Raw genomic sequence first — 19,952 nt, 5'->3', positions numbered from 1 at the left:
GCAGGAACAGCGGATCTCGGGCGGCGCCCGTCGGAGCACCTCGGTGCGCTGACGGGCGCCGCCCTCGTTGTCAGTGCGGACCCGCACAATGGATTCCGGAACGCGGAATGTGACGGAAGGGCGGCGTGACCCATGACCGTGTGGGACGACCTCGTCGGGCAGGAGAAGGTGAGCGCGGTGCTCGACGCCGCCGCGCGGGACGCCGACGCCCTGGTCACGGCCGCCGCGGCGGACGAGCCGCTGCCGGAGGCGTCGAAGATGACCCACGCCTGGCTGTTCACCGGCCCGCCCGGCGCGGGCCGGAACCAGGCGGCGCGGGCCTTCGCCGCCGCCCTGCAGTGCGTGAGCCCCGACCGCGCCCTCGGCGGATCCCCCGGCTGCGGCTTCTGCGACGGCTGCCACACCGCGCTGCTCGGCACCCACGCGGACGTCACCACGGTCGCCGCCGTGGGCGCCGAGATCCTGGTGAAGGACATGCGGGACACCGTCCGCAAGTCGTTCACCTCCCCGGCGAACGGCCGCTGGCAGATCATCCTGGTCGAGGACGCCGAGCGGCTGAACGAGAAGTCGGCCAACGCCGTCCTCAAGGCCGTCGAGGAGCCCGCCCCGCGGACGGTCTGGCTGCTGTGCGCCCCCTCGGTCGAGGACGTCCTGCCCACGATCCGCTCCCGCTGCCGCCACCTGACCCTGCGGACGCCCTCGGTCGAGGCGGTCGCCGACATGCTCGTACGCCGTGACGGCATCGAACCCGAGGTCGCCGCGGCCGCCGCCCGCGCCACCCAGGGCCATGTCGACCGGGCCCGCCGGTTGGCCACCGACCCGGCGGCCCGCGAGCGCCGTGCCGCCGTGCTCCGGCTCCCGCTGCGCCTGGACGAGGTGGGCGCCTGCCTCAGGGCGGCCCAGGAGCTGGTCGACGCGGCCGCCGAGGACGCCAAGCAGCTCGCCGAGGAGATGGACGGCAAGGAGACCGAGGAGCTGAAGGCGGCGCTCGGCGCGGTCCAGGGCGGCCGGCTGCCGCGCGGTACGGCGGGCGTGATGAAGGACCTCGAGGACATGCAGAAGCGCCGCAGAACCCGCACCCAGCGCGACAGCCTGGACGTGGCGCTCGGCGACCTCACCGGCTTCTACCGCGACGTCCTCGCCCTCCAGCTCGGCTCACGGGTCGCCATCGCCAACGGCGACACCGAGGACGCCCTGGAGCGGTTGGCCCGCGGCAGCTCCCCGGAGGCCACGCTGCGCCGCATCGAGGCGATCGCCGCCTGCCGCGAGGCCCTGGACCGCAACGTGGCTCCGCTGCTGGCGGTGGAGGCGATGACGATGGCACTGCGGGCGGGGTGAGCCGGGCGTACGGTGGTTGACGGACCGCGTCCCTCGTACGAGGCCACAGTCCGAACGCGCCGCACCCATCCCGTCGCTCAGCGTTACGCTCGTCCGATGCACACCTGGCCTTCCCCCCGCCGGAACCGCAGCACCCGGACCCGGATCGGAACTGGGACCCGAAACCGGACCCGGGCGACCGCGCGCGTCTCGGGCAGCCTGCTCGCGGCCGCCGCGCTGCTCGTGTCCGCCTGTTCCTCCGGTAGCTCGACCACGTCGTCCGGCAACGCGGCGGAGGCGGCGCTGGCCGCGCTGCCGCGGTCCACACCGCCGGCGCTGTCGTCGTACTACACCCAGCACCTGCACTGGCGCAGCTGCGGAGCCCCCGGCTTCCAGTGCGCCACGATGAAGGCGCCACTGGACTACGCCAAGCCCGGCGCGGGTGACATCCGGCTCGCCGTCGCCCGCAAGAAGGCCACCGGCAAGGAGAAGCCGATCGGCTCGCTGCTGGTCAACCCCGGCGGCCCGGGCGGCTCCGCGATCGACTACCTCCAGCAGTACGCGGGCATCGGCTATCCCGCCGAGATCCGCGCCCGCTACGACATGGTCGCGATGGACCCACGGGGCGTCGCCCGCAGCGAGCCCGTCGAATGCCTCGACGGACCCCGGATGGACACCTTCACGCAGACGGACAACACGCCCGACGACCAGCGGGAGACGAACGCGCTGGTGGGCGAGTACAAGACGTTCGCCGACAGCTGCGGGGCGCACTCGGCGAAGCTGCTGCGGCACGTGTCCACCGTCGAGGCGGCGCGGGACATGGACATCCTGCGGGCGGTGCTCGGCGACCCCCGGCTGAACTACGTGGGGGCGTCGTACGGCACCTTCCTCGGGGCGACGTACGCCGGGCTGTTCCCGGAGCGGGTGGGCCGCCTGGTGCTGGACGGGGCGATGGACCCCTCCCTTGACGCCGAAAAGCTCAACCTGGGCCAGACGGCGGGCTTCGAGACGGCGTTCCAGGCGTTCGCGAAGGACTGCGTACGCCAGCCCGACTGCCCGCTCGGCGGCAGGGGCACGACACCCGCCCAGGTCGGCGACCACCTCGAGGCCTTCTTCCGCAGGCTGGACGCGCACCCCATCCCCGGGGGCGAGGCGGACCACCGCATGCTCGGCGAGGCGCTGGCCACCACCGGGGTGATCGCGGCGATGTACGACCAGGGGACCTGGGAGCAGCTGCGCGAGGCGCTGACCTCGGCGATGGAGAAGAACGACGGCGCGGGCCTGCTCGCCCTCTCCGACAGCTACTACGAACGCGACGCGCACGGCCGCTACAGCAACCTGATGATGGCCAACTCCGCCGTGAACTGCCTCGACCTCCCGCCCGCCTTCAGCAGCCCCGAGCAGGTGGAGAAGGCCCTCCCGCAGTTCGAGAAGGCGTCCCCGGTCTTCGGCAGGAGCCTGGCCTGGGCCTCGCTGAACTGCGCGTACTGGCCGGTCAAGGCCACGGGCGGGCCGCACCGCATCGAGGCGAAGGGCGCGGCACCCATCCTCGTGGTCGGCACCACCCGCGACCCGGCGACCCCCTACCCCTGGGCCCAGTCCCTCGCCCGCCAGCTCTCCTCGGGCCGCCTGCTGACCTATGTCGGCGACGGCCACACCGCCTACGGCCGCGGCAGCTCCTGCATCGACTCGGCGATCGACACCTACCTCCTCCACGGCACCCCGCCGCCCCCCGGAAAGCGCTGCTCATAGCCCCTCCAGCCCGCCCCGGACCCCCGCGCTCCGGGGCGTGTACGAAGCACCTCCGGAAACTGTGTAGACTTACCGACGTTGCTGATCGCACCATAAGTGCGGACGGCGTGCCGCTTTAGCTCAGATGGCCAGAGCAACGCACTCGTAATGCGTAGGTCTCGGGTTCGAATCCCGAAAGCGGCTCTTCTGGACCCCAGGTCGGACAGTGTCTGACTTGGGGTTTTCTCGTTCATCGCGGTGTGTCCGGTGCTCTGCTGGCTAATCTTCAGGCGTGACCACCGAGTTGACGTTGTTGCCCCGAGTTTCCTGTCGTGGACAGGAGATAACGGCGCCTCGGCTGCGTGGACTGCTGGCGCTGCTCGCTGCGGATCTGCGGGCCGGGTGCAGTACGGGGCGGCTGGTGGAGGGGCTGTGGCCGGACGAGTTGCCGGAGCGGCCGGGCAAGGCCGTGCAGGTGCTGGTGTCGCGGCTCAGGGCTCAGGTGGGTGCCGGGCTGATCGTGAGTACGCCGACGGGGTACCGGCTCGCGCTGGGCGAGGCGCAGGTCGACAGCTCGGCGCTGCTGTCGTACGAGGCCGCGGGCGCCGAGCGGGCACGGGCGGGGGACCACGCGGGCGCTCTGGCGCGGGCAGAGGCGGGTCTGGCGCTGTGGGACGGCGGTCTGGGGGCCGGAGAGGGCGAGGAGCTGCGCGATCCGGTCACCGCGCTGCGTGCCGACCGGGTCCCGGTGTTCCGTTCGCTGGTCCGGTCCCGGGCGCTCGCGCTGGCCCGGCTGGGGCGGACGGAGGAGGCTGCGGCGCCGCTGGCCGAGCTGGTCCGCGAACTGCCGCGCGACGAGGAGGTGCTGGCGGAGCTGCTGCGCTGCGAGGCGGCCACGGTGGGCCGGGCCGCGGCGCTGACCCGGTACGACGGCTATCGGCGCGGGCTGCGCGATGAGCTGGGCATGGATCCGGGGCCCCGGCTCAGGGCCCTGTACCAGGAGTTGCTGCGCGCGGACACACCGCCCGTCCGGCACGGCGTGCCGCATGAGCCGAACCCCCTGCTGGGGCGGGACGCCGACGTCGCCGCCGTCGCCGGGCTGCTGCGCGAGGCGCGGGTGGTCACGGTCGTAGGCCCCGGTGGGCTGGGCAAGACGCGGCTCTCCCACGCGGTGAGCCGGGCGGCCGAGCAGCCCCTGGTGCACTTCGTCACCCTGGTGGGTGTCACCGCCGACGAGGACGTGGCGGGTGAGGTGGCCTCGGCGGTCGGCGCCGGGGAAGGCCGGCAGTTCGCCGGTGGCGGGGACGCGGTGAGCGGCGTCGTCGCCGCGCTGGGGCCCGGCCCCGCCCTGCTGGTGCTGGACAACTGCGAGCACGTACTCGCCGGTGCGGCCGCTCTCGTACAGGCGCTGGTGTCGCGGTCGAAGGAGCTGCGGGTGCTGGCGACCAGCCGGGCGCCGCTGGGGCTGACCTCGGAGTCCGTGTACGCGTTGCCGGAACTGTCCCTGGCCACGTCCGTCGAACTCTTCGCGCAGCGGGCGCGGGCGGCCCGGCCCGGCGTGGAGCTGCCCGCCGACCGCGTGGCCGAGATCTGCCGTCACCTGGACGGGCTGCCGCTGGCCGTGGAACTCGCCGCGGCCCGGGTGCGGGTGCTCTCCGTGGCCGACATCTCGCGCCGGCTGCGGGACCGTTTCGCGCTGCTGCGCGGCGGCGCCCGGGACGCACCCGAGCGGCATCGCACGCTGCGGGCCGTGGTCGAGTGGAGCTGGAACCTGCTGGAGGCCGACGGCCGGGCCGCGCTGCGCGCGTTGTCGGTGTTTCCCGGGGGCTTCACCGAGGACGCGGCGGAGTACGTGCTCGGTGAGACCGGGGGCGCGCTGGATCTGCTGGAGCAGCTGGCCGGTCAGTCCCTGATCAAGGTGAGCGAGGGCCCCTCCGGGAGTCCCTCCGGGAGTCCCTCCGGGAGCCCTTCCGGGGTGCGCTTCCACATGCTGGAGACGCTGCGGGAGTTCAGCGCTGCCCGGCGCGTGGAGGCGGGCGAGGGGGAGGCGGTGACCGGCCGGTTCCTCTCCTGGGCCCGGGACTTCGGCCGGGCGCACCACGACGTGCTGTTCAGCGGCGACGCGTCGGCCTCCTTCCACCGCGTCCGTGCCGAGCAGGACAACCTCGTCCTGGCGCTGCGGCACGCCCTGGCCCGCGCCGACGGGTCGGCGATCGCCGCCCTCACCGCCGCACTGGCCTCCCTGTGGTCCGTCGGCACCAGCTACACCCGGCTCGCCACCCTCGCCGCCGAGACCGGTGGGCCGCTGTCCCATTTCCGTCCGGGGCCGGAGGACGTCGAGGCGGCCCGGAGCGCGGCGGTGGTGTGCACGGCCGCTCTGTTCATGGGCCACGGCCCGCACGCCGTGCGCCAGCTCGCCACCCTGCGCCGACTGCCGCCCGCCCCGCCGGACACCGTGCCGCGAGCACTGGCCGTCGTGCTGTGTGCCGTCCCGGACATACGCGCGCCGCAGTACACGCGGCTTCAGGAACTCTGCGACGCCGACGAGCCCATCCTGGCGGGCATCGCCGCGGGCGTCGCCAGCTACGTGTGGGAGTCCGAGCACGAGACAGAGCGCGCGCTCGCGTGCGCCCGTCGGATGCTCGCCGCGCTGGGGCCGCTCGGCAATCCGTCCATGACGCTGCTCAGCCATGGGCGGATCAGCGAGTTGTGCCTCCAGTCCGGGCACGGCGCCGAGGCGTACGAGCATCTGCGCGCCGCGGACGCGCTCGGTGAGGTCGGCGGCTGGTCGGACTCGATGGGCGTCCGCTGGGGTCTGGTGCTCGCCTGTCTGCAGCGCGGGGAGGTCGACGAGGCGGAGTACTGGCTGGGCCTCGCCGCCCTGGAGCAGCAGCCGGAGTCCGCCCGGATCTACTCTCCCGATCTGTCGGCCCGCGCGGAGATCGCGTTGGCCCGGGGGCTGACCGAGGTCGGGCTCGGGCTGTGGCGGCAGGCGGTCGAGCGGATCCGGGAGGACAGCGTGCCGTATGCCGGCGATCCGTTCGTGGATCCGTGGTGGCTGCGGATTCAGTCGACCGCGCTGGCGGCGCACGCGCAGCACGGCCGGCTGGAGCCGGTGGCCGGGCTGGCCGGGCAGCTGCGGGAACGGCTGCTCGCGATGTTCTCCGGCTCCTCGGGCGACGGATCTCCGGTGGAACTGCCGGTGTACGGCACGGTGTTGCTGGCGCTCGGACTCACCCGGCTGGCCGGGGGCGACACGGCGGCCGTACGGCTGCTGGCGCTGGCGGAGCGGATGCCGGTGACGCGGGATTTCCCCACCCTGTCCGCGGCGCGGGCCCGGCAGGCGGCCGAGAACGCCGACAGGGCGGCGTACGCCGATGCGAGGTCGGCGTACGCCACCCTGGGGCAGGAGGAGTTGCGGGCCGCGGCGCTGCGCGAACTCACCGACGGGGCTCACGGTTGAACTTCGCCTTGGACCACAGGTAGCCCACCACGGTCAGCCCCAGGCACCAGGCGACGGCGAGCACCGCGTTCTTGGTGCCGATCTCGCTGCCCAGCAGCAGCCCGCGCAGGGTCTCGATGGTGGGCGAGAACGGCTGGTACTCGGCGAACCAGCGGAACCAGCCCGGCATGAGGTGCACCGGCACGAACGCGCTGGACAGGAACGGCAGCATCGTCAGCGGCGTCCCGAGGTTGCTGGCCCCCTCGGCGTTGGGGCTCACCAGGCCGATGCCGACCGCGATCCAGGTCAGCGCGAGGCTGGCCAGAGCCAGCAGCCCGGCCACCGCGATCCACTCCACCGGTGTCGCGTCGGGCCGGAAGCCGATGGCCAGTCCGATGCCCAGGACCAGCACCAGAGACATCAGCGTCTGGATCACGCTGCCGATCACGTGGCCGATCAGCACGGAGGCGCGGGAGATCGCCATGGTGCGGAACCGGGCCATGATGCCCTCGGTCATGTCGGTGGCCACGGACACCGCGGTGCCGAGCGAGGTCATGCTCATGGTCAGGAACAGGATGCCGGGGACGAGGTAGGCGACGTACTCGGCGCGGTCCGCGTGGCCGCCGTTGATGCCGGCGCTCATCACGTTGCCGAAGACGTAGACGAACAGCAGCAGCAGGATGACCGGGGTGAGCAGGAGTTGCAGGGTGAGGGAGGGGTAGCGGCGGGCGTGCAGGAGGTTGCGCCGCAGCATGGTGAGGTTGTCGCGGAAGGCGTAGGTGGCGGTACTCATCGGACGGTCTCCTTGTCGGCGGAGTCGGCGGAGTCGGCGGATCCGGTGGATCCGGTGGATCCGGTGGATCCGGTGGATCCGGTGGATCCGGTGGATCCGGTGGATCCGGTGGATCCGGTGGATCCGGTGGAACCGGTGGAACCGGTGGGCTGGGCGGGTACGGGGCTCCCGGTCAGGGCGAAGAACACGTCGTCCAGGTCCGGGGTGTGCACGGACAGCTCGTCGGCCTCGATGCCGGCGGAGTCGAGCCAGTCGAGGATGGCGCGCAGCTCGCGCTGAGTTCCGTCGCTGGGGATCTGGAGGGCGAGCGCCGTGTCGTCCCGGGTGGTCTCGCGCAGTGCGGTGGCCGCCTGTTCGTAGGCGACCGGGTCGGAGAAGCGCAGCCGTACATGGCCGCCGGGGACGAGCCGCTTGAGTTCCTCGGCGCTGCCCTCGGCGACGAGCCTGCCGCCGTTGAGCACCGCGATGCGGTCGGCGAGCTGGTCGGCCTCCTCCAGGTACTGCGTGGTGAGGAAGACGGTGGTGCCGCCGGAGACCAGCTCGCGGATGATCTGCCACATGGTGTGGCGGGAGCGCGGGTCGAGGCCGGTGGTCGGCTCGTCGAGGAAGATGATCCGCGGGCTGCCGACCAGGGTCATGGCGATGTCGAGGCGGCGCTTCATGCCGCCGGAGTAGGTGGAGGCGGGCTTCTTCGCGGCCTCGACCAGGTCGAAGCGCTCCAGCAGCTCGGCGGTGACCTGCCGTCCCTCGCGCTTGGAGAGGTGGTGCAGGTCGGCCATCAGGAGCATGTTCTCCTCGCCGGTGATCAGGCCGTCCACGGCGGAGAACTGGCCGGTCACCCCGATGGCGGCCCGTACCGCCTGGGCCTCGGCGGTGAGGTCGTGCCCGGCGATCCGCGCCTGTCCGCCGTCGGCGGAGATCAGCGTGGACAGGATGTTGACCGCCGTGGTCTTGCCCGCGCCGTTCGGCCCGAGGAGGGAGAAGATCGTGCCGGCGGGCACCTGGATGTCGATGCCGTCGAGGACGGTCTTGTCCCCGTAGGACTTGCGCAGCCCGGTGGCCGCGATCGCGAGTTCGTGGTCCGTCGTCATGCCGCAGAGCGTGCGGCCGAGGCGGTTCAGCGCGGTTTCAGCGTGGTTTCAGCCCCGGCCACGCAGCCCGTGACCTGGCCTTTCACATGGCCTACCGAGGGGCTCGGCCCGTGCTGCGGCGGACGATGAGTTCCACCGGGACGACTGGATCGACCGGGGAGTCCTCCGTACGGCCGATGCGGTTGACCAGGAGGTGGAGGGAGCGTCGGCCGATCTCGGCGAAGTCGGTGCGGACGGTGGTCAGGGGCGGGAGCAGGTGTGCGGCCTCGGGGATGTCGTCGTAGCCCACGACGCTGACGTCCTCGGGGACACGGCGGCCGGCTTCGTGCAGGGCGCGCAGGACGCCGAGTGCCATCTGGTCGTTGGACGCGAACACGGCGGTGACATCGGTCCGGTCGGCCAGTCGGCGGCCCAGGTCGTAGCCGGAGTCGGGGCTCCAGTCGCCGAAGAGCGGGGCCGGCACGGGGGCGCCGGCCGCCTTCAGGGCGGCGGTCCAGCTCAGCACACGCCGGTCGGCGGAGGTCCAGCCCTGAGGGCCCGCGACGTGCCAGACGGTCTCGTGTCCGAGAGCGAGGAGGTGGTCGGTGGCGGCGCGCGCGCCTGCCCAGGAGTCGGCCGTCACCCAGGGGGTGCCGTCCTCCAGGTCGTTCTCCAGCACCACGAGAGGGACGTCGAGGGCGGCCTCCGCCAGGGCCTTGCCCACCCAGAGCTGCGGGGCGATGGCGATCACGCCGTCCGCCCCCTCGGCCCCGAGGCCGTCCACCGCGCGCACCACCGTGTCCCGGTCGGCGGTGTCGAGGGCGATGGAGCTGACCAGGTAACCGGCCTCCTGCGCCGCGCCGTTGATCGCCGTCAGGATGGAGGCGGGACCGAAGCGGGCCGCGTCGAAGGAGATCACGCCGAGCATGCGGGTCCGGCCGCTGGCGAGCGAGCGGGCGCTGCGGCTGGGCCGGTAGCCGAGGGTGCGCATGGCCTCCAGGACCGCCTCCCGGGTCTCCGGGCGGACGGCGGGGTGGTCGTTGAGGACCCGGGAGACGGTCTGCTTGGAGACGCCCGCCAGTTTGGCCACGTCGTCCATCACGGGACGCGTTCCCGCGAAGCTGCGTCGGCTGCGGCCTCTGGGCGCCGGCCCGTCGTCAGTGCTGCGAGACATGACGCGCGTTTCCTTCGTGCTTGCCTGTTGTCGTCCTGGCGATCCTCCCGCACGGCGGTTCCGGGGGGTACGGCGGTCTAACCGAGGTGGCGTCCACACCGGACTCGGCGGGGATGCCGGTGACTGTCAGGCTGCGTTGAGGGTCAGGACCCGGGCGACGATCACCTCGGTGTCGTAGACCGCCCTCGTGTACGGCCGTCACGCCGCCCGCCTTCATCTTCAGCAGCTCCAAAGGGCTCAAGGGGCTCAGGGGGCTCAGGGGGCTCAAAGCGTTCAACGGACCCGAGTGGCGCGGATCAGCCAGAGCGTGGTGGCCAGGCACAGCGCCGACACGCCGCACAGCAGCAGCGGTACGGCCCTGATCCCGGACCACTCGATGGCCTTGCCGAGGGCGGGGCCCGCCACGACACCGCCGACCATGGACGCGGCGATGACCAGCGCGCCGGCCTGGCGGGCCCGTGGCGCCGCCCGGTTCAGCCACGGCAGGCCGGTCGGGAAGATCGGCGCGATGAACAGGCCGACCCCCGCGTACGCGTACGGGGCGATCCCCGGCACCACCGCAAGGAGCAGGCAGCCGGTCATGCCCGCGCAGGACACGGTGATGATGGACTGCGCCGAGAACCGCAGGGCGAGCGGTGCCACGAGGAACCGGCCCACCGTCATCATCAGCCAGTACACCGAGGTGGCGGTGGCCGCGGCCCCGGCGCCGTAGCCGACCGTCTCCAGGTGGGTGGGCTCCCAGCCGCCGACCCCCGCCTCGATGCCCACGTGCAGGACGTACAGCGTGACGAACATGGCGAGCACCGAGGCCAGACTGCGCCTCAGGGCCCCGTCCCCACCGGCCTGTTGAGCCTCCTCCGCCGGGTCCGGTGCCTGGTCGCGCACGCCCTTCAGGCACAGCAGCAGCGGCAGGTTGGCCGCGGCGAAGGCGAGGAAGACGGCCGGGTAGTGTCCGGCCCCGACCGCGCCGATCAGGGCCGGGCCGAGGATGGCGCCGACGCCGAAGTGCGCGTTGAGGACGTTCAGCATCGCGGCCGAGCGGCGCCCGAAACCGACGGCGAACAGCTGGTTGAGGCCGTAGTCGATGCCGCCGAAGCCGAGCCCCGCGAGCAGGGCCATGGCCAGCGCGACGGGCCAGTTCGGCGCGAGCGCGAACCCGACGGCACCGGCGGCCATCAGCACGTAGGAGCTGCCCAGGATCTGCCGGTTGCCGATCCGGCCGTACAGCCGGTTGAAGAGCAGCACCCCGGCGACCCCGCCGACGAAGTGCGCGCTCAGGCCGAGCCCGGCGACCGAGGGGGACAAGCCGAACTCCCGCCGCAGCGGCGGGATCGCGGGCCCGTACAGCGCCTGGAGCGCACCGATGAGGACGAAGCCGACGCAGGAGGCGACCACTGCGGCGGTACTGAAAGCGGGGGCCGCCTCAGCGGTCGGTGCTCGCGTTGCCTGCTCGCTCACGCCGACTCCGGATGACGGCCCACGATCTCGCGGGCGAAGGACCTGATCGTTCCCTGCGGGCTGATGCCCGGGGTGCCCGGCAGCACGCTCGCGTCGCACAGGCGCAGGTTGGTGAAGCCGTGCGGGCGGCCGGCCTCGTCGCAGACCCCGCCGCGCTCGGGCAGGGCCATGGGGCAGCTGCCCATGCCGTGCACCGACACCAGCTCCCGGTCGCCGGGCCGGACCCGGTCGCAGGTGTCGTCGGCGCTGCCGTCGTCGACGTGGATCAGCTCGCAGTCGAACGCGGCGAGCGAGGCGAGGACGCGGGTCGGGCGGGCGTGGGTCTGGGCGAGGACCTCCGCCTCGTTGGAGCAGGGAACGACCACGCTGAGCGTGGGGCGCTTGTGGTCGAAGACTCGAATGTTCCGCGGCACAGCACACCTTTCGCGCAAGGAACACGTAGGGAAATGAACTGGTGGTACGCGGTTCTCCGCGGCACCTCGGGCGCTGCGGCGTCGATGATTGTTACCGGTAACATCAACCTCGTCAAGATCTTCTACTCGCCTGTCGTGGAGGGCTGTTGAGGGCAGGTCCGCGCTGTGACGGGTCAGCGGTGCCTCTGTGACGCGTCACCGGGTGCGGCGGGGGCGCCCGGTGTGAGGATCGTCGGCGTGACAGACGGTGAGCGGGAACGGCAGGACTTCGTGGACGCCGAGCGGGGCTTCGTCGCCCGGCTGACCCCGGGGGTGGTGCGGGCGCCGGACGGCCGGGTGGTGTGGAACGCGGACGCGTACGGCTTCCTGGACGAGGAGTGCCCGGCCACCGCGCATCCCTCGCTGTGGCGGCAGAGCCGGCTCGTGGCCCGGCAGGGGCTGTACGAGGTCGTGCCCGGCATCCACCAGGTGCGCGGACTCGATCTGTCCAACATCACCTTCGTGGAGGGTGAGCGCGGTGTCATCGTCGTCGACCCGCTGATCAGCGAGGAGGTCGCGGCCGCCGCGCTCGCGCTGTACCGGGAGCACCGCGGCGCACGGCCGGTCACCGCCGTCATCTACACCCACTCGCACGTGGACCACTTCGGCGGCGTGCGCGGTGTCGTGGACGCGGCCGACGTGGCCGCCGGGCGGGTGCCGGTCATCGCGCCGGCCGGCTTCCTGGAGCACGTGGCCGGCGAGAACGTGTTCACGGGGACGGCCATGGCCCGCCGCGCCGCCTACATGTACGGCGCCGCGCTGCCCAAGGGCCCGGCCGGGCAGATCGGCTGCGGGCTCGGGCAGACGACGTCGACCGGTGGCGTCGGCCTGATCGCGCCCACGCTGGACATCACCGCCACGGGCCAGGAGGAGACCGTCGACGGGGTGCGGATCGTCTGCCAGCTCACGCCCGGCACCGAGGCACCCGCGGAGATGAACTTCCACCTCCCCGACCTGCGGGTGCTGTGCGTGGCCGAGAATGCCTGCCACACCCTGCACAACGTGCTCACGCTGCGCGGCGCGCTCGTACGGGACCCGAGCGCCTGGGCCCGCTATCTGACGGAGACGATCCGGCTGTTCGCCGACACCACCGACGTCGTCTTCGCCTCCCACCACTGGCCCACCTGGGGCCAGGGCCGTGCGGTCCGCTTCCTGGAGGAGCAGCGGGACGCCTACGCCTACCTGCACGACCAGTCGGTCCGGCTGATCAACGCCGGGTACACGGGCGCCGAGATCGCCGAGGAACTGCGCTTCCCGCCCGCGCTGGAACGGGCGTGGCACACGCGGGGCTACTACGGGTCGCTCAGCCACAACGCCAAGGCGGTCTACCAGCGCTACATGGGCTGGTTCGACGGCAACCCGGCCCATCTGTGGCAGCACCCGCCCGTCGAAGCCGCCCGCCGGTACGTGGAGTTCATGGGCGGCACGGACGCGGTGGTCGCCAAGGCCCGTACGTCGTACGACGCCGGGGACCTGCGGTGGGTGGCGGAGGTGCTCGGGCACGTGCTGTTCGCCGAGCCGGACCACGCCGCGGCCCGGGAGCTGCAGGCCGCGGCCTTCGAGCGGCTCGGACACGGCTCGGAGTGCGGTCCGTGGCGCAACTTCTTCCTCATGGGGGCGGCCGAGCTGAGGGACGGCATCCTCGGCACCCCGACCCGCAGCGCCCCCGACCTGCTCGCCGCGCTCACCGCCGGGCAGATCTTCCAGTCCATGGCCGTACGGATCAACGGCCCGCGCGCCGCCGAGGCCGGACTGCTGCTGCTGCGCTGGGAGTTCACCGACACCGGTGAGACCTGGACCCTGCTGCTGTCCAACGGGGCGCTCACTCCGATCTGCGGTGATGCCCCGCGCGGTGAGCAGCCCACCGCCACGCTCCGGCTGGCCCGCGCCACGCTCGACGCGGTCCTGGGCGGGCGGACGACGTTCGCCGACGAGATCGCGGGCGGTGCGGTGGCCCTCGACGGCGACGCCGGGGCGCTGCTCGCCTTCGGGACGCTGCTGGACAAGCCCGACCCTGACTTCGCCATCGTCACGCCTTGACGGGGGCGTCTTTGAGCAGCAGGGCCGCCAACGCCAGCGCCGTGTCGCGCGGGTCGGCCAGGTCCAGGCCGGTCAGCTCCTGGATGCGGGTGAGGCGGTTGTCCACGGAGTTGGGGTGCAGGCTGAGCAGGCGGGCGGTGGCCCGCCGGTCCTGACGCTGGGCGAGGTGCGTGCGCAGGGTGTCCAGCAGGTCGGGGCGGCCGGCGAGCGGATCGAGCCGGGCGGCGATCCGGCCGCTGCCCTCGCTCGGGCGGGAGAGGTGGTACTCCAGCAGGACGTCGTCGAGCCGGTGCAGCCCGGGCGGCCGGCCGCACGCGGCGGCGATCCGCACGACCTCCGCCGTCAGCCGCGCGGCACGCGGGATACCGGCGGTGTCCGGTACGGCATCGGCGGCCAGCCGCAGACCCGGCCCGGCCACCGCCTCGCGCAGCACCTCCCCGATCCGGTCGGGCAGTTGGGACGTCCCGGGTACGACGACGTGCCCGCCCGTGGCGTCGAGCAGGGCGAGGGCCTCGGTGCCGAAGGCGCGGTCGAGCGCGGTCTGGACGCGCCGGTGCAGCCGCCGTACGGCCACCGGTGACCGCGCGTCACGGGCGTCCGGGAAGCTCAGGTGGAGCACGAGGGCGGGCCCGTCGGGAGCGGAGGCGTCCGGGGCCGCCGTACCGTCGAGCAGGGCCCGGGCGCGGGAGCGGCGCCGTTCGTGGCGCTCGGCGGCGAGGGCGGCCTGCTCGTCTAGATAGCTCTCGGTGACCGCGCCGACGACGCGCTCCTCGGCGGCGAAGAGGGCCTCGGCCAGCTCGGCCAGCGCGGGTTCCTCACCCGGCCGGGCGGCGGAGCGCAGGGCCTGCCACAGCTGGTGGATACCGAGGCAGTAGGTGCGCAGCAGCAGGTGCAGCGGCATGCCCTCCTCGGCCCGTTGGGCGGCGCGCTCCTCGAAGAACTCCAGGCCCTCCGAGGGCGACCCGTGGACGGCGGTGCGCAGGAACAGCCGCAGGGCGTGCCGGGCCGTGGCCGCGATCTCCACGTCCTTGACGTCGGCGGGCAGTTCGGCATAGCCGCGCAGCTGCTCGAAGGCGCCCCGGGCCAGATGCCGGGCCAGCTCGTTCACCCGCGGTTCGCACTGGGCGGCCAGCGCCCGCGCGGCGGGGGAGAGGGCGGGCGCCCCGGGACGGCGCGGTGGTTCGTCTCGGGCCATGGATCACCTCGCGCGTTGTGATCCGTCACAGTAGCGGGCCGCCAGGACTGTGATGGCGACGGCTGTCCCGCCCTGCCCGCTGCCAGCAGGATCGACGCCACGCCGACGCCGCCGTCCTCTGGAGGAGCCCTATGACGCAGCACATGACGGGGTGGCGGACCACCTGGGCGCTGCTCGCCTTCATGCTGGTCGACTTCGCCGACAAGACCGTGCTGGGACTGGCCGCCCGACCGGTCATGGCCTACCTGGGGATCGGCCGGGAGCAGTTCGGCACCGCGTCGGCGGCCTTCTTCGCGCTCCTCAGCGTCTCGGCCCTGGCGGTGTCGTACCTGACCCGCACGGTGCGCACCACGGTGCTGCTGCTGGCCCTGGCGCTGCTGTCGTCCGCCGCCCAGCTGCCGATGCTGTGGCCGGCGGCCGGCTTCGGCACGCTGCCGGCCACCCGGGTGCTGCTCGACGCGGCCGAGGGCCCGGCCCCGCCCGTCGCCACCCACCATCTGCACGGCTGGTTCGAGCAGCACCGGCGCACCCTGCCCACCGCGGTGCTGCTGACCGGCGCGGTGCACGAGCGGGACGCGCTCGTACTCGCTGCCGAAGCCCCGAGGCTCAAGGAAAGGTGTGCACAAAACCGGAGCAAAGGGCCCGCAAAGTGAATCTGCGTCAGGTGAACCAGCGCACCTGAGGCAACATCTTGGTGAACGGCGAGCGCCGCGCGGTCAGGACGCCGGAGCCGCCGTTGGCCGGATGGGGTGAGGGACGTGGTGGAGCCGAGGATCGCCGTCGCCGTGGTGACCATGGGCAACCGGCCCGCCGAAGTCGACGCCCTGCTGGAGTCCGTGGCCAAACAGGACGTCGCCCCCGCCCGCATCGTGATCGTCGGCAACGGCTGCCGGCTGCCCGAGTTCGCCGAGCGGCTGTCCCTGCCGGGCGAGGTCACCACCCTCGACGTCGAGGAGAACCTCGGCTGCCCGGGCGGACGCAACGTCGCCCTGGCCCGGCTGCGGGAGTACGGCGACGTCGACATCGTCGTGGAACTGGACGACGACGGACTGCTCGTCGACCCCGACGTGCTGCGCCGGGTGCGCGAGCTGTACGAGGCCGACCCGCACCTCGGCATCATCGGCTTCCGCATCGCCGACGAGAACGGCGAGACCCAGCAGCGGCACGTGCCCCGGGTCGGCAAGTCCGATCCCCTGCGCGGCGGTTACGTCACGGGCTTCCTCGGCGGCGGCCACGCCTTCCGCATGGCGATGCTGGCCGAGACCGGGGACTGGCCCGCCGAGTTCTTCTTCGCGCACGAGGAGACCGACCTCGCCTGGCGGGCCGCCGACGCCGGCTGGAAGATCCTCTACGCCCCCGAGCTGCTGCTGCAGCACCCCAAGACCTCGCCGGCCCGGCACGCCATCTACTACCGCGTCAACGCCCGCAACCGGGTCTGGCTCGTCCGGCGCCGGCTGCCCCTGCCGCTCATCCCGGTGCATCTGGGGGCGTGGCTGCTGCTCACCCTCGCCCGCACCCGCTCGGTGGCCGGGCTGCGGGCCTGGTTCGGCGGGTTCGCGGAGGGGCTGCGGGAGACGCCCGGCGAGCGGCGGCCGATGCGCTGGCGGACGGTGTGGCGGCTCACCCGGCTCGGGCGCCCGCCCGTCATCTGAGCGAAGGGCAGCACAGGGCGCGGAGAGCCCGGAAGGGACGGGACAGGGCCCCGGTCGTTCACCTCCGCCGACCGGGGCCCTTGCGTCCCCGGATCAGGCCTGCGGCGACACTCCCCCGAGTTACGCGACACCGCGCGCGCCGTCGGGCCTGATCCGATGGAAAGATCACATCAGGGCCCGCCAACAGATCGCTAACATGTGGCCAACGGTTCGTCCGCAGGTCGCGGTTCGGTTGGCCGGAAGTCGCCGGGCGACCGGGGCAGTAGGCAGGAACCCTAACGGATTCCGGCCCCGGCCAACAGGTGCAGGCTGGCGGGAAACCATTGTGAATGGGGCGGAATTCCGCCAGGGACCGGCGGGCACACGCCCGCCGCGCAGCACGGTCGAAGGGGACCGCGCGGGAAGGCAGTGGAGCGGGATGCGGCGGTGCGAGCTGCGGTTCGGACTGCTGGGACCGCCCGTCCTGTACGACCGACACCCGTACGACATTTCGTACGACACCCATGTCGACCCCCGTGACGGCACCCATGTCGACCCCCGTGACGGCACCCATGTCGACGCCCCGGACGTCACCCCTGACGACACTCCCGACAACCACGTCCGAGCCATCGGCAGCCCCAAGGTCCGCGCTCTGCTCGCCGCGCTGCTGCTGGAGGCCGGCCGGGTCGTCTCGGTCGAGTCGCTGAAGGACGCCCTGTGGGGCGGGGCACCCCCCGTCTCCGCGCAGGCCTCGCTGCACAACCATGTCGCCCGGCTGCGTCGGCTCCTGGACGACCCCGAGCGGCTCAGGGCCGTGGCCCCCGGCTATCTGCTGCGCGTGGACGACGGCGAGTTGGACGTGCACGTCTTCGACACCCGGGTCGCCGAGGCGCGTGCCGCGCACGCCCGGCGGGACTGGGCGGGTGTCGTGCGCCCCTGCACGGCCGCGCTGGCGCTCTGGCGTGGCACCCCGCTGAGCGGACTCCCCGCCGACCTCGGCGGCTACGCCCTCGTGCAGCGCCTGGAGGAGGCGCGGCTGCTCCTGCTGGAGTGGCGGCACGATGCCGAACTCGCGCTCGGCGGAGCCCGGTTGGCGGGACTCGTCCCCGAGCTGGCGGCCCTGGTCGCCGAGCATCCGCTGCGCGAGGCGTACCACCGCCAGCTGATGCTCGCCCTGCACCGCACCGGCCGCCAGGCCGAGGCCCTGGCCGTCCACCGCGACCTGCGAGCCCGCCTGGTGGAGGAACTGGGCATCGAACCGGGCCCATCGGTCCGCGAGGCCCACGTGGAGGTCCTGCGGGACTCCTCGACGCCGGAGGCCGGGGGAGCGGCTCTGAGGGTCCCCGCACAACGCACGTACACACCCGCAGCCGCCGACGCCGAGCAACCCCCACAGGGGCCACCCGCACTCGACAACGAAAGCCGCACGGGCGGTACGGGCGGTACGGGTGGGAACCCAAACGCGGCCGAAGACCGGGTGCAGTCCCACACGCCCGCACCAGCCCAACTCCCGGCGCCCCCCGCAAACTTCACCGGCCGAGCAGCAGAAATCAACGCCCTGCACGACACCCTCGCCCACCGGCGGAGCCAAGTCGCCGTGATCAGCGGCATGGCCGGCGTAGGCAAAAGCGCCCTCGCCCTACACGTCTCCCACGAGTTGAGGGAACGTTTCCCCGATGGCCAGCTGTACGTCAACCTGCACGGCGCGACCCCCGGGATGACCCCGCTCACCTCGGCCCAGGCCCTCGTCGCCCTGTTGCGCGACCTCGGCGCCGAGCCCCGCAACATCCCCGAACACCCCGATGCCGCAGCCGCGTTGCTCCGCTCCCTGCTCGCCCCCGCCCGCATCCTGCTGGTGCTGGACGACGCGGCGAGCGCGGCCCAGGTACGGCCCCTGCTGCCGGCCGGGCCCGGCTGCGCCGTGATCATCACCAGCCGCTCCCCGCTGACCGCCCTGGACGGCGCCCGGCGCTTCCCGCTCCCCCCGCTGACCGGAGAGGACAGCGCGGCACTGCTGCGCGCGGTGAGCGGACGCGAGGGGCTCGACGCCGGCCACCCCCTGGTCGAGCTGACCGGCAGGCTGCCGCTCGCGCTGCGGGTCGTCGCCGCCCGGCTGGCCGCCCGCCGGGCCCTCACCCCGGACGTGCTGGCCGGTCAACTGGCCGCCACCGAAGGCCGCCTGCACCACCTGGAGTACGACGACCTGAGCGTCCGCCGGTCCCTGGCCGTCGCCCACGACGCGCTCGCCGCCGCCGAGCGCGAGGCCGACCGGGACGCGGCCCTGGCCCTGCGCCGCATCGGCGCGCTGGACCTGCCCACCTACGGCGCCCCGCTGGTCGCCCGCCTCACCGGCACCGACGCGCGCCGCGCCGAGGCCGCCCTGGACCGGCTGGTCGACGTGGCCCTGCTGGAGGAGACGGAGTACGGCCGCTACGCCCCGCACGACCTGGTCCGTGACTTCGCCCGCGAACTGGCCGGCCAGAGCCCCGAGCCGGCCGGCGGCGCCGATCCGGACCTCACCGCCCTGCGCTGGTACGCGGCCGCCGCCGAGCGCGCCCTCGTCGCCATCGTGGAGCCCGGTCTCGACCAGGAGGACCGCCTGCGGCCCACCTCCGCGCAGCCGCCGGAGCACGCGGCGGACGTGGCGACCCTGGGCACCTTCGAGTCCGCCGAGCGGGCGTTCGCCTGGGGCGATGTGGAGCTGGAGAACATCGTCGCGCTGGTGGAGCGCAACGCCGGCCCGGGCGACGACCTCCGGGCCGCCCATCTCTCCACGCTCGTCCGGCTGTTCTTCCCCTACGCGCAGCGCAGCGGCCGGGTCGCCGAGATGGAGGTGCTGGGGCGGGTCGCGCTCGGCGCGGCACGGCGGCTCGGGGACGCGGCGGCCGAGGCGTACGCCCTGGGCGACCTCGCGGGCCTGCACTTCCTGACCGGCCGCCAGAACGACGCCCTCGCCCTCACCGACCAGGCCCTCGTGATCTGGCGGCGGCTCGGCACGGTCTCCTGGATCCGGCGCTGCCTGAACAACCGCGGGCTGCTGCTGGAGGGGCTCGGCCGGTTCGAGGAGTCCGGGGAGGCGCTGCGGCAGAGCCTCGCCCACTCCCGGCAGCTGAACGACCCCTACGGCGAGGCCGTCACCCGCAGCCACCTCGGCAACCTCTACGAGCACACCGATCCGCGGGCGGCCATCGAGCAGCACCGGCGCTCGCTGGCGATCGGGGACGCGATCGGCGCGGTCATCGTGCAGCACTCGGCGCACTGCAACATCGGATACGCCCACCTCACCCTCGGCGAACCGGCCGCAGCCGCCGAGCACTTCCAGGAGAGCCTGCGCATCCTCGGCGCCCACGGAGACTGGCACGGCGAGTCGCAGACCCGGCTCGGCCTGGTCCGCGCGCTGCGCCGGCTGGGCGAGGCCGAGCGGGCCGCGGCGGAGTGCGCCGAGCTGCTGCGCCGGGCCGACGCCCGTGCCGACCGCTACATGGGCGGCCTCGCCCGCCACCAGCACGGCCTGCTGCTGCGCGAGCAGGGGCGGCGGCCGGAGGCACACGACGCCTGGCGCGCGGCCCTCGTGGCCCTGGACGGCACGGACGAGCAGGCGGTGCTGGAGGAGCTGCGCGAGCTGCTGGCCGAGGCCGCGGCTCCCTGA

13 protein-coding genes and 1 tRNA gene are annotated in these 19,952 nt (G+C 73.4%); 8 read left to right on the top strand and 6 right to left on the bottom strand.

Going from position 1 to position 19,952, the window contains the following annotated elements; translation table 11 throughout:
• The first annotated feature begins 132 nt into the window (after positions 1-132).
• The 4 genes from CRP49_RS10910 to CRP49_RS10895 all read left to right on the top strand — a co-directional run bounded on the left by CRP49_RS10910 (position 133) and on the right by CRP49_RS10895 (position 6,511).
• On the top strand, positions 133-1,338 hold the full coding sequence (locus CRP49_RS10910; RefSeq protein ID WP_097253193.1) for a DNA polymerase III subunit delta': 1,206 nt from the start codon (positions 133-135) through the stop codon (positions 1,336-1,338).
• Between the two features lie 96 nt (positions 1,339-1,434).
• Positions 1,435-3,069 (top strand): alpha/beta hydrolase, encoded by a 1,635-nt coding sequence (locus tag CRP49_RS10905; RefSeq protein WP_097253192.1) that lies wholly within the window; start codon positions 1,435-1,437, stop codon positions 3,067-3,069.
• Positions 3,070-3,178: 109 nt separating this feature from the next.
• Positions 3,179-3,252: transfer RNA gene (locus tag CRP49_RS10900), tRNA-Thr, on the top strand.
• Positions 3,253-3,340: 88 nt separating this feature from the next.
• Positions 3,341-6,511, top strand: a complete 3,171-nt coding sequence (locus CRP49_RS10895; RefSeq protein ID WP_097253191.1) for a BTAD domain-containing putative transcriptional regulator — start codon at positions 3,341-3,343, stop codon at positions 6,509-6,511.
• Here the strand turns inward: CRP49_RS10895 and CRP49_RS10890 are convergent.
• From CRP49_RS10890 to CRP49_RS47460, 5 genes are all read right to left on the bottom strand, one after another.
• Positions 6,489-7,283 carry an ABC transporter permease gene (locus CRP49_RS10890; protein ID WP_097253190.1) on the bottom strand — a complete coding sequence of 265 codons (795 nt, stop codon included), beginning with the start codon at positions 7,281-7,283 and terminating at the stop codon, positions 6,489-6,491. The genes CRP49_RS10895 and CRP49_RS10890 overlap by 23 nt on opposite strands.
• Positions 7,280-8,374: an ATP-binding cassette domain-containing protein gene (locus CRP49_RS10885; RefSeq protein WP_257033361.1), complete on the bottom strand. Its 1,095-nt coding sequence runs from the start codon at positions 8,372-8,374 to the stop codon at positions 7,280-7,282. Before CRP49_RS10885 ends, CRP49_RS10890 begins: the two co-directional genes overlap by 4 nt.
• A 91-nt stretch (positions 8,375-8,465) precedes the next feature.
• Positions 8,466-9,527 carry a LacI family DNA-binding transcriptional regulator gene (locus CRP49_RS10880; RefSeq protein WP_097253189.1) on the bottom strand — a complete coding sequence of 354 codons (1,062 nt, stop codon included), beginning with the start codon at positions 9,525-9,527 and terminating at the stop codon, positions 8,466-8,468.
• A gap of 273 nt (positions 9,528-9,800) precedes the next feature.
• Complete coding sequence (locus CRP49_RS10875; protein WP_097253188.1) at positions 9,801-10,985, bottom strand: sugar MFS transporter; 1,185 nt, start codon at positions 10,983-10,985, stop codon at positions 9,801-9,803.
• Positions 10,982-11,398, bottom strand: a complete 417-nt coding sequence (locus CRP49_RS47460) for a GMC oxidoreductase (RefSeq protein ID WP_218892958.1) — start codon at positions 11,396-11,398, stop codon at positions 10,982-10,984. The genes CRP49_RS10875 and CRP49_RS47460 overlap by 4 nt, the downstream gene beginning before the upstream one ends.
• A gap of 237 nt (positions 11,399-11,635) precedes the next feature.
• On the opposite strand from CRP49_RS47460, the gene CRP49_RS10865 reads away from it, so the two are divergent.
• Positions 11,636-13,477 (top strand): alkyl/aryl-sulfatase, encoded by a 1,842-nt coding sequence (locus CRP49_RS10865; protein ID WP_097253187.1) that lies wholly within the window; start codon positions 11,636-11,638, stop codon positions 13,475-13,477.
• Here CRP49_RS10865 and CRP49_RS10860 read toward each other — a convergent pair.
• Positions 13,467-14,672: a CdaR family transcriptional regulator gene (locus tag CRP49_RS10860; protein WP_097253186.1), complete on the bottom strand. Its 1,206-nt coding sequence runs from the start codon at positions 14,670-14,672 to the stop codon at positions 13,467-13,469. The genes CRP49_RS10865 and CRP49_RS10860 overlap by 11 nt on opposite strands.
• A 131-nt stretch (positions 14,673-14,803) precedes the next feature.
• Here CRP49_RS10860 and CRP49_RS10855 point away from each other — a divergent pair, with 131 nt between their 5' ends.
• The 3 genes from CRP49_RS10855 to CRP49_RS10845 all read left to right on the top strand — a co-directional run bounded on the left by CRP49_RS10855 (position 14,804) and on the right by CRP49_RS10845 (position 19,952).
• Entirely contained in the window at positions 14,804-15,325 is a 522-nt protein-coding gene (locus tag CRP49_RS10855; protein WP_097253185.1) for an MFS transporter, read from the top strand.
• A 105-nt stretch (positions 15,326-15,430) separates the two neighbouring features.
• Positions 15,431-16,324 (top strand): glycosyltransferase family 2 protein, encoded by an 894-nt coding sequence (locus CRP49_RS10850; RefSeq protein ID WP_097253184.1) that lies wholly within the window; start codon positions 15,431-15,433, stop codon positions 16,322-16,324.
• Between the two features lie 418 nt (positions 16,325-16,742).
• Positions 16,743-19,952: a BTAD domain-containing putative transcriptional regulator gene (locus tag CRP49_RS10845; protein ID WP_097253183.1), complete on the top strand. Its 3,210-nt coding sequence runs from the start codon at positions 16,743-16,745 to the stop codon at positions 19,950-19,952.

Source organism: Streptomyces sp. Ag109_G2-15 (genome assembly GCF_900215565.1).
Taxonomy (GTDB): domain Bacteria; phylum Actinomycetota; class Actinomycetes; order Streptomycetales; family Streptomycetaceae; genus Streptomyces; species Streptomyces diastatochromogenes.
The sequence above is the reverse complement of the archived record's forward strand: the minus strand, read 5'-3'. Positions and strand labels throughout refer to the sequence as shown.